Origin of the sequence: Nocardia cyriacigeorgica NBRC 100375 (assembly GCF_000308555.1) — a bacterium.
Classification (GTDB): domain Bacteria; phylum Actinomycetota; class Actinomycetes; order Mycobacteriales; family Mycobacteriaceae; genus Nocardia; species Nocardia cyriacigeorgica.
This window is the reverse complement of sequence record NZ_BAFY01000035.1, coordinates 1-10,159: the sequence shown is the minus strand read 5'-3', so window position 1 is coordinate 10,159 and position 10,159 is coordinate 1. Positions and strand designations below refer to the sequence as shown.

Genomic DNA, 10,159 nt, shown 5'->3' with positions numbered 1-10,159 from the left:
GTCCGTGTCGGTCGATGGTTCGTTGCGTTCTGTCGTTGAACCCGTATGTCGGGTCCTCGTCGTGCTGAGCGCGAATTGTTTGCAGAGCGCGGCCACGTTTCAGCTTGCCGGTCGGTTGTCTGGCGATATTCAGCCGTTCTTCGGGCAGACGCTGCCGGCGACTATAGGAGCGGCTCCCAGGCTTGCAGGTGCTCAGGAACGTTCGGCCCGAATAACGGAGCGTACCTCGCTGCGGATTGAGCTCGTCGCAGGCGTCGCCTTATCTGCGACCGGGCAGACTTTCCCGACATTGCGTCAGCAGCGAGAAGTCCGAGCCAGTGTAGCTGGTGCAGCTTGGCTGCTCGATCGGTCCATGATCCGTCCCGCAACGCCGGGCAGTAAGGGCAGTTGCACCAGTAGTACGCAGGATTGGCGCTCAAGATATCGTGCACACTGCGGTCGACCGCGTGGAGCAACTCGGGTTCGAAGTAGTGCGGGACTTCGGAGATGTCTCCATGGCGGGGCCGGCCTTTGTCCTCCACGAACATCTGGCTGGTTTCAGAAGAAGCAGCGCCAAACCCTGTCGCACCGAGGCCGAGCTGTAGCCATCCTGTTAGGCCGGTTTGGGGTAGCAGCAGGACCCGGTCTTCGTCTTCGGCAAGGTTGGCTAGCCTCCTATAACCCTCGAGAAGGTTGGGGTCGATCGCTTGCTGGAAGGGCGAAAGCCCAGCCGGCAACTGAACGCGGATATGCCATATGTCGAATTGGTCGTGTTCCAGAAGCTGGTCCAGGAGCAGCGTCCGAGCTGCTGGTCGGGTCAGCCATTGAGCCGGTAGGGTGAGGTTGAGGGCGAGCCGCTCATCCTCGGACAACGATTCCAGGGCGGATGTCGCCTCAGCGAAGACGATATTCAGCGCTCGTTGGCCCTCTGATGGATCCAATGCTCGACCGGACGATAACAACAGGTTGGCACCGGCAGCACGTTGCGTATCCAGGATCTCGCTGATCGACGGTGATTCGTTCGTGAGATACGGTGCACACTGCTTCTCCTCCGAAGATATCGGTCTCACCCGAACGATCGAGGGATCGAGGAGGAAGCACGCAGGGTCGGCGATCCTCACAGCAGCGGCTGCGCAGTCATCGAACCATTTAGCGTGGGCGGCGGCTTTGGCCTCCGGCAACAGTACGGAGGCGGCCAGGCTGACACCTCCTGCTGTTACTGCCAGGATCGACGCGAGGAGGCGGGGGATGTCGTCGATATGCTCCTGGGGTCGATGAACGATCATCAATGCCTGTTGACCGGACAGCGCCTGGTCTCGGGTTGGAAGCGTGCCGACGGTCATCGTTGGGAGCCCGTGGGTTGAGAGCGAAGATGGTATGACCGTCCGCCCCGCACCAGGCCCTCTCAATACCAGCGAGCCTTCCCCGCTGGGAAGGGACATGACAACGCGGGGCCGCTGAGCATCGACTATGTCGTCCTCTGGCGGCGGACTCTCCTCGACGTCCCGGGCTCCTTCGTCGTCTAGATCGTCCCAGTCGAACCCAGCCTCGTCCGGATCGGTCACGCGTTGTCTTCCACCATTCTGAGGTTGCTAGCGACCCTGCCGCGCTATTTCTGGATTGGTTAGATCACGCAGTCTAAAGCTGTTCTTAGGGATGGGAAGCCGATGTCGGGCAGTGGCTTCCGGCCCGCCTCGATTACCGCGATAACCTCGTCGAATGCGGTTATGGATGGCCGGATAACGAGGGCACCCTGCGGTCGAGGTCGTGGCCAGGAACGAATTCGAAGATCAGCGCCGGATGATTCACGGCCTACCGGCACGACAATAATCGCGGCGCTAACCGGGACGAGGTGCGGATACAAATACCACCAGCGAAGAGCTGCGGACCCGCATCTCAGCGGATCGCAGTTCTGCGGCGTGCCCTCGGCAGGATTCGAACCTGCGACACCCGCTTTAGGAGAGCGGTGCTCTATCCCCTGAGCTACGAGGGCCAGTCCGGTGGGGGACGGTGGGAGTCTACCGGGTATGGGGCGTGGGGACAGCATCTGTGGTGCGTGGGATGGCGGAGAGGGGGTATGAGGGGGGTGAGGACAGGTTGTGGAAGGAGATGGATATGCGGCGGATGTCGGTGATCGTTGCTGGGGCGATGGTGGTTGCGGGGTTGGGGAGTGGGGTGGCGGCGGCGGAGGCCGGTGCGCCTGCTCCTGGGGTGGGGGAGCAGGCGGGGACGGCTGTCGTGGCGGTGCCGTGCCCGCCGTTCGGTTCGCCGGTGTTGTGCGCGTTGGCGAAGATCATCAACCCGTTGCTGCCCGCGACCGGTTCGGTCGGGCTCTGAGCGTCAGCTGACGGGGACGCGGGACTCCTGGTAGTCGGCCGGGTCGAAACGGCGGGTCTTCCAGCGGTAGAGCAGGGTTGCGCCGGGCCAGTTGTTGGTGATGCGGCCGGAGGCGTTGCGGTACCAGCTGGAGCAGAAGTTCCAGGGGGTGTCCTTCAGGCGGTTTTGTAGCCAGTCGTCCCAGTGCTGTTCGGTGTCGGGGCGGGCGGCGAGGCCGCGGCCGGGGTGCTCGGTGAGGTATTCGATGATCTGGCGAATGTAGCGGGCCTGGGCTTCGAGCATGTAGATGATCGAGCCGGAGCCGACATTGGTGTTCGGGCCGTACATCAGGAACAGGTTAGGGAAGTCGGGGACCGAGACGCCGAGGTAGGCGCGGGCGCCTTCGGCTGCCCAGGCGTCGGCGAGTTTGCGCCCGCCGGTGCCGTAGATGTTCATCGGCGCCAGGAATTCGGTGCCCTTGAAGCCGGTGCCGTAGATGATGACGTCGACCTCGTGCTCCACCCCGTCGGCGGTGCGCACGCCCTTCGCGGTGATCTCGGTGATCGCCGTGGTCTCCACGTGCACGTTCGGCTGGGTGAGCGCGGGGAAGTAGTCGTTGGACAGCAGCCCGCGCTTGCAGCCGGCCTCGTAATCGGGGGTCAGCTTGGCGCGCAGTTCCGGATCGGGGACCTGCTTTTCGCGATGGCGGTCCGCGATGGCGACCACGGGCCCCTTCAGGCTGGGAACATCGGTGATGGCCAGGGCGATCAGCTCGAAGAACGACCACGCCACGAACCGCTCCGCCATCCGTAGCGGCGGAAGGTATTTGAACAGCGTGTGGTGGATCGGCCGGTACTCCACATCGGGTTTCGGAATGATCCACGCGGCCGAGCGCTGGAACAGCGTCAGCTGCTCGACCTTCGGCTGGATCTGCGGGATGTACTGGATGGCGCTGGCGCCGGTGCCGATGCAGGCCACCCGCTTACCGGTGAGGTCGACGCCGTGGTCCCATTCGGCGGAATGGAACGCGGGCCCGGTGAAGGTGTCCATGCCCGCGATATTCGGCATGGCCGGACGCGAGAGCTGGCCGACGGCGGAAATCAGCACGTCGGTGGTCAGAGTCGAACCGTCGGAGAGCCGGACCTGCCACTGCGCGGTGGTCTCGTCGAACTCCGCGTCGGTGACTTCGACGCCGAACCGGATGTGCCGGGTCAGCCCGTATTTGTCGGCGACGCCGCGCATGTAGGCGTGGATATCGGCCTGCTCGGAAAACCGCCGCGGCCAATCGGATTTCGGCTCGTAGGACCAGGAGTACAGCGGCGACGGCACATCGCAGGCGGCGCCGGGATAGGTGTTCTGCCGCCACACGCCGCCGAGGTCTGCGGCCTTCTCCAGGATGGTGAACTCACCGATCCCGGCGCGACGCAGCTCCAGGGCCATGCCGAGCCCGCCGAAACCGGCTCCGATGATGATGATCGACGGCGATGTCATGGTTCGAGGGTAGGCCGGAAACGGGCAGGTCCGAAGAGATCGACGGACAATAAATCCACATTTCCGGCCATCGGGTCACTGCCCGGCGAGCTGGCGGGCGATCACCAGGCGCTGGATCTGATTGGTGCCCTCGAAGATCTGCATGACCTTGGCCTCGCGCATATACCGCTCGACCGGGAAGTCCTGGGTGTAGCCGTACCCGCCGAGCACCTGCACCGCGTCGGTGGTGACCTTCATGGCGGCATCGGTGGCCACCAGTTTGGCCACACTGGCCTGGCGGGAATAGGGGAGTCCGGCGTCGCGGCGGCGGGCGGCGTCGAGGTAGGTGGCGCGCGCCGAGTCGACGGCGGCGGCCATATCGGCGAGCACGAAACCGAGGCCCTGGTGGTCGATGATGTGCTTGCCGAACGCTTCTCGCTCCTTGGCGTAGGCGACCGCGTCGTCGAGCGCGCGCTGAGCCAGACCGGTCGCGACCGCCGCGATGCCGAGCCTGCCGGAATCCAGGGCGCTGAACGCGATCGTCAGACCCTGGCCCTCATCGCCGATCAGGCGTTCGGCGGGGACGAAGGCGTCGTCGTAGCTCGCGGTGGTGGTCGGGACGGCGCGCAGGCCCATCTTCTCCTCGGGCTTGCCGAAACTCAGGCCCTCGGTGTCCTTCGGCACCAGGAAACACGACACCCCGCGCGAGCCCTCGCCGGTGCGGGCGAACAGGGTGTAGAAATCGGCGCGGCCACCGTTGGTGATCCAGGCCTTCGAACCGTTGATGCGGTAGCCGTCGTCGGTCGCGGTGGCGCGACAGCGCAGCGCGGCGGCGTCGGAACCGGCGTGCGGCTCGGAAAGGCTGTAGGCGCCGATGGTTTCACCGGAGAGCATGGTCGGCAGCCAGCGCTGCTTCTGCTCGTCGGTACCGAAGGTGAACAGCGGAAAACACGACAGGCTGTGCACGCTCACCGCCACCGCGACCGCCGCCCAGCGCGCGCCCAGCTCCTCGAGCACCTGGAGGTAGACCTCGTAGGGCTGGCCGCCACCGCCGAACTCCTCCGGATACGGCAGGCTCAGCAGACCGGCCGCGCCCAGCGCCGGGAAGACGCCGTCGGGAAAGGTTTCGGTCTTCTCGCATTCGACGACCCGCGGTTGCAGCACCTTGTCCGCGATATCGCGGGTCAGCTCGATCAGGTCCCGAGCCTCGGGGGTGGGCAGCATTCGCTCCACTGGCATGGTGTCAACCTCCGCTGGTCACATCGTCCACGGTTCGATACCGATGACGCTCACGTTATGCGTGTGCATCTGTGCGTGAATCCCGGGCCGTCGATCCAGCCGGCGGATCCAGCGAATCCGCAGTTCAGGGCGATGTTGGGCGAGATCGGCGCCCGCGAGTCACTCGGGATGCAACCCGCGCAGGTCTCGGTCGGGTCTATTTTTCGCCGCCGGAGTTGGCATGAACACGCCTCGGCCGCTAGACCCGTGACGGGTCCGGTTCACCGGAACCCGGTGCCGGCGGCAAGCTGGGGGTGCCGCCGGTACGCCGGGGCCGGAGGCGGTCGTGCATGCCACCTGCATCTTTCTAGATTCTTCCAGGAGGTATAGAATCTAGAAATGGCATTGAGTATCAAGCATCCAGAGGCCGATCGTCTGGCGCGTGAACTCGCGGCTCAGACGGGGGAGACGCTGACCGAGGCGGTTGTCATCGCGTTGCGTGAGCGCTTGGCGCGTAAGGCAGGACAGGCCAGAGCAGTGCCGGTGCGCGAGGAGCTCGCCGCGATTCGACGCCGGTGCGCGGCACTTCCGGTGGTCGACGATCGCACCCCCGATGAGATTCTCGGCTACGACGAGAATGGGCTGCCTGCCTGATGGTCATAGATACTTCAGCTGTCGTCGCCATGTTGAATGACGAACCTGAAGCCCCGCGGTATGAGGCTGCGATCGAGGCGGATCCAACGCGCCTGATGTCGGCGGCGACATACCTCGAGACGTCGATCGTCATCGAGAGTCGATTCGGCGAAGCCGGAGGGCGTGAGCTCGATCTGTGGCTACATCGTGCGGGTGTGGATCTCGTGGCCGTGCATCCCGAGCACGCGCACATCGCGCGTGGTGCATATCGCCAGTACGGAAAGGGGCGTCATCCGGCGGCGCTGAACTACGGTGACTGCTTCTCGTACGCGCTGTCCAAGGTGAGCGGGGAGCCGCTCCTGTTCAAGGGCGATGACTTTCCGCGCACCGACATCATGGCTGTGCCGGTGCCGGAGGTGGAAGAGGTCGTCGAGCCGTAGGGCTGGATCTCGCCTGCGCACCACGCCCGACGAGATCCGCGCGGTGATCAAGCAATTCGCCGACCTCGGCGCCGACGAGGTCATGCTCTATTGCTACGGCACCGACCCGGAACAGGTCGACCGCATCGCCGACGTGATCGGCTGACCGGCACCGCTGCGGGGCTGCCTATTCAGGCCCCGCAGCGGGATGGCCATCGCAGTGGGTATCTGTATTGCTCGGGGGTCGGGTTCGGGGGCGTTCGAGCGGCGCTGCCCGGAGCGTGCGCTGTGCTGACACCCACCCTCCCGCGCCGACAAGTGCGCAACGCGTGTGGTGTATCGCGAGCCGCCGGAGCTGAGCCGGGCGGCCGCTCCCTCGGCCCGCCGCCTCGACCGGCAGTGGCCCCCGACTGTGACCGACCCCACCCACTCCTGCCTACCCTTCTTCGGTAGGCTCCCGGTGTGATGTGGCTCATGCCCTGGCCCAAGCGCCAGGGCATGACCGTTCGCCCGGGAGTGAGGGGTCTTTTCCGATGTTGAGCACCATGCAGGACGACCAGCTGTCGCTGGCGACGTTGTTGCGGTACGCGTCGACCTTCGTCGGCGACGCCACCGTGTCCACCTGGACCGGCGACGGCGTGCGCACCATGACCTACCGCGAGGTCGGCGCCGACGCGGCGCGGCTGGCGAACGCGCTGCGTGGGCTCGGGATCGGCGAGGGCGATCGCGTCGGCACGTTCATGTGGAACAACAACGAGCACCTGGTCGCCTACGTCGCGGTGCCCGCGATGGGCGCGGTGCTGCACGCGCTCAACATCCGGCTGTTCCCGGACCAGCTGGTGTTCGTGGCCGACCACGCCGAGGATCAGGTCGTCATCGTTGACGGCACGCTGGTGCCGATGTTCGCGCAGTACCTGCCGCGGTTGAAGACGGTGCGCCACGTCATCGTCGCCAACGGTGACGCCGCCACCCTCACCGCACCCGAGGGCGTGCAGGTGCATTCCTACCGGGAACTGCTGGATGCGCAGTCCGACACCTTCGACTTCCCGGTCCTCGACGAACGCTCGGCCGCCGCGATGTGCTACACCTCCGGCACCACGGGCGACCCGAAGGGTGTCGTCTACTCGCATCGCTCGAACTGGCTGCACGCCATGCAGGCCACCTCGCCGAACGGCATGGGCCTCTACAGCACCGACACCATCCTCGCGATCGTCCCGCTGTTCCACGCCAACGCCTGGGGCCTGCCCTACGCGGCGCTGATGGCGGGCGCGAATCTGCTGATGCCGGACCGTTTCCTGCAGCCGGGTCCGCTGCTGGAGATGATGGCCGCCGTCAAGCCGACCTTCGCGGCCGCGGTGCCGACCATCTGGGGTGGCGTGCTGGCAGGCCTGGCCGCGGCCCCGCAGGACATCACGCATCTGCGGTCGGTGGTCGTCGGTGGTGCGGCGGTGCCGCCGTCGATGATGCGCGACTTCCAGGAAAAGCACGGCGTGCGGGTGATCCACGCCTGGGGCATGACCGAGACCTCGCCGCTGGGCAGCGTCGCGCATCCACCCGCCGGTGTGGAAGGCGAGGAGGAATGGGCCTACCGGATCACCCAGGGCCGCTTCCCCGCCGGCGTGCAGGCGCGGCTGGTGGCCGACGACGGCAGCGTGGTGCCCAACGACGGCGAATCTCTCGGCGAGCTCGAGGTGCGCGGTCCGTGGATCACCGGCTCCTACTATTCGCCCGACGGTTCCCCGGTCGACCCCGACAAGTTCGACGACGGCTGGCTGCGCACCGGCGACGTCGGCAAGATCAGCCCCAACGGCTACCTCACCCTGGTGGATCGCTCCAAGGACGTCATCAAGTCCGGCGGCGAGTGGATCTCCTCGGTCGATCTGGAGAACGCCGTGATGGGTCACCCGTCGGTCGCCGAGGCCGCCGTCATCGGTGTGCCGGACGAGAAGTGGGACGAGCGCCCGCTGGTGGCCATCGTGCTCACCGAGGGCGGCGAGGCCGGCGAGAAGCAGGCCGAGGAACTGCGTGAGTTCCTCGCGGCCAAGTTCGCGAAATGGCAGCTGCCCGAACGCTGGACCTTCATCGACGAGGTGCCCAAGACCAGCGTCGGCAAGTTCGACAAGAAGCGCCTGCGCGCCCAGTACGCCGACGGCGACCTGTCGGTCATCACCCTCGGCTGACCCAACCGAAACGGCCCCCGCTCCGAACCGGAGCGGGGGCCGCATCGTCAGATCTCAACCTTCGCATAGGTTCTGACCACTTCGCACAGGCTATAACACCCGAAATCCGCCACAACCTATGCGAACCCTGACCCAGGACCAACCCCAATCAGCAGTTCCGCAATTCCGGACTCTGATTCAACAACTGCGCGCGGGTGCTGATGAACCGCGTGTAGGTCTCCCCGCCGACAGCCGACAGCGGGAACGCCGCCACCCGGTGGCAGTTCTGGAACGCCAGCTTGACCCCGAAATGCCGTTCCAGGCCGCCGCGGATCGCATCCGAGGCCAGGGCGCGCAGCAGCTGACCGCGGGCGACCTCGTCCGGCGGTGGGACCTCGTTGTCGGCGAATTCGGCAGTGCCCTCTTGTAATTCACCGGCGACCCGGCTGACCACTTCCCAGGCGTAGGGCAGTGAGTTCTTGACACATTCGACGAACTCGGCGTCGTCTACCTCGCCTCGTTCGGCGCGTTCGAGCAGTGCGGTGGGGACATCGAGGGACATAGCGCTCTCCTGTCGGTTCGCTGCATTCGGCGACTCGATTCTAAACGAAAGTCGTTGTCAACAAGACTGGATTGCTCGTGAAAGTGCCGATTCCAGTGCGGTTTTCGTTTCGTCGGCGAGGGTCGCGACCAGCTCGCGGGCGGGGAGTTGCCTGGTCAGCGACTGTGCTTGGCCGGCCCAGAGGTTCACCGCGTCGGCACCGCCTTCGGTTCGCGCGGCGGCGCGCAATGGCCCTGTGGCGTAGTGGATCTCCGGGTAGGCGACGGGAGCGTCGGCGGTGAAGTCGGTGAGGAAGCGGTTGCGCAGGCCGCGTGCGCGTCGTCCGGTGAAGGCGCGAGTGAGCATGGTCGGGGTGTCGGTGCCGATCGCGTTGCGCAGGAGTCGATTGGTGCCCGCTTCCGGGCAGGCCAAGAAGGCGGTCCCCAGTTGCGCGGCGCTCGCACCGGCGGCGAGTGCGGCGGCGATGCCCGCACCGGTGGCGATGCCGCCCGCGGCGACGATCGGCCGATCCGTCGACGCGGTGAGCAATTGCAGCAGGGCCAGCAGGCCGAGCGGGTCGACGGCGTCATCGGCGACCCGGTCGACGAAGGTGGCGCGATGCCCGCCCGCCTCGGCGCCCTGGGCAACGAGGACGTCGGCGCCGGCGTCGACCGCGATCGCGGCCTCCGCGGGCGAGGTGACCGTCACCCACACCTCCGAGCCCGCCTCGTGCAGGCGCGCCACGTCCGCCGCCGACGGGCAGCCGAAGGTGAAGGTCACCGCCGCGACGGGGTCGGCGGTGAGCTGGTCGAGCTTGGCGTCCCAGTCGTCGGTGTCATGGGTCGGCTCGCCCACGGGGAATCGGGCGCGCAACCGCTCCAGGTATCCGGCGAAGGCAGCCGGAGGGGTCGGCGGGGTCGGGACGAACAGATTCACCCCGAACGGCTTCGCGGTGGCCGCGCGGGTGGCGGCGATGCGGTCGGCGAGGGCGGCCGCGGTGAGGTACCCGGCGGCCAGCACGCCGAATCCGCCGGCCTCGGCGACCGCGGCGGTGAGTTCGGGGGTGGAGGGCCCGCCCGCCATCGGGGCGAGCACGATCGGCACGTCGATATCGTCGATGATCACGGTTCGAGTCTGCCGTCGTTACCTTGCCAAGGGCGTGCCTGACCTGCGATTACCTGCGCAGACGTGACTGAAACGGCACCGAAGGTTGCGAAATGGTCACGACGGGGTAGAGTTCCCGTCACGACGGATGCCGAAACGTTATTTCGCTCGGTTCCGGCAGATCGTTACTCGAACGGTCGGCACCGGGATCGGCATCCGTGACCATTGTTCATCGGACGCTAGGACGAAGCTTTGCCGCAGCACCGAGTAGGCCCCAGTTCCGTTACCGTCTCCAGCCTTCTCGGCGATGGTGTCGAGGG

General features: G+C 66.3%; 9 protein-coding genes and 1 tRNA gene. 4 read left to right on the top strand and 6 right to left on the bottom strand.

All coding sequences use genetic code 11. From position 1 onward, the window contains the following. Positions 1 to 161: 161 nt before the first annotated feature. A complete protein-coding gene (locus RJ05_RS03645; RefSeq protein WP_156090792.1) occupies positions 162 to 1,322 on the bottom strand; it encodes a hypothetical protein in 1,161 nt (386 codons plus the stop codon). Between the two features lie 577 nt (positions 1,323 to 1,899). Further along, positions 1,900 to 1,972: transfer RNA gene (locus RJ05_RS03640), tRNA-Arg, on the bottom strand. Positions 1,973 to 2,094: 122 nt separating this feature from the next. On the opposite strand from RJ05_RS03640, the gene RJ05_RS03635 reads away from it, so the two are divergent. After that, positions 2,095 to 2,316, top strand: a complete 222-nt coding sequence (locus RJ05_RS03635; protein ID WP_156090791.1) for a hypothetical protein — start codon at positions 2,095 to 2,097, stop codon at positions 2,314 to 2,316. 3 nt (positions 2,317 to 2,319) lie between these two features. Here the strand turns inward: RJ05_RS03635 and RJ05_RS03630 are convergent, their stop codons facing one another. Continuing rightward, complete coding sequence (locus RJ05_RS03630) at positions 2,320 to 3,786, bottom strand: flavin-containing monooxygenase (protein ID WP_036533096.1); 1,467 nt, start codon at positions 3,784 to 3,786, stop codon at positions 2,320 to 2,322. A gap of 75 nt (positions 3,787 to 3,861) precedes the next feature. After that, positions 3,862 to 5,004, bottom strand: a complete 1,143-nt coding sequence (locus tag RJ05_RS03625) for an acyl-CoA dehydrogenase family protein (protein ID WP_036533095.1) — start codon at positions 5,002 to 5,004, stop codon at positions 3,862 to 3,864. A gap of 378 nt (positions 5,005 to 5,382) precedes the next feature. Between RJ05_RS03625 and RJ05_RS03620 the strand changes: the two genes are divergently transcribed. The 3 genes from RJ05_RS03620 to RJ05_RS03610 all read left to right on the top strand — a co-directional run bounded on the left by RJ05_RS03620 (position 5,383) and on the right by RJ05_RS03610 (position 8,215). Continuing rightward, a complete protein-coding gene (locus RJ05_RS03620; protein ID WP_036533093.1) occupies positions 5,383 to 5,637 on the top strand; it encodes a type II toxin-antitoxin system VapB family antitoxin in 255 nt (84 codons plus the stop codon). Continuing rightward, complete coding sequence (locus tag RJ05_RS03615) at positions 5,637 to 6,056, top strand: type II toxin-antitoxin system VapC family toxin (protein ID WP_036533092.1); 420 nt, start codon at positions 5,637 to 5,639, stop codon at positions 6,054 to 6,056. The genes RJ05_RS03620 and RJ05_RS03615 overlap by 1 nt, the downstream gene beginning before the upstream one ends. A gap of 512 nt (positions 6,057 to 6,568) precedes the next feature. Beyond that, the gene (locus RJ05_RS03610; protein ID WP_036533091.1) at positions 6,569 to 8,215 is read left to right on the top strand and encodes a long-chain fatty acid--CoA ligase; all 1,647 of its coding nucleotides are present in this window, start codon (positions 6,569 to 6,571) and stop codon (positions 8,213 to 8,215) included. A 148-nt stretch (positions 8,216 to 8,363) separates the two neighbouring features. Here RJ05_RS03610 and RJ05_RS03605 read toward each other — a convergent pair whose 3' ends face one another. Beyond that, positions 8,364 to 8,756 carry an SCO5389 family protein gene (locus RJ05_RS03605; RefSeq protein ID WP_036533089.1) on the bottom strand — a complete coding sequence of 131 codons (393 nt, stop codon included), beginning with the start codon at positions 8,754 to 8,756 and terminating at the stop codon, positions 8,364 to 8,366. Between the two features lie 57 nt (positions 8,757 to 8,813). Next, a complete protein-coding gene (locus RJ05_RS03600; protein ID WP_174343892.1) occupies positions 8,814 to 9,860 on the bottom strand; it encodes an NAD(P)H-dependent flavin oxidoreductase in 1,047 nt (348 codons plus the stop codon). Between the last annotated feature and the right edge of the window lie 299 nt (positions 9,861 to 10,159).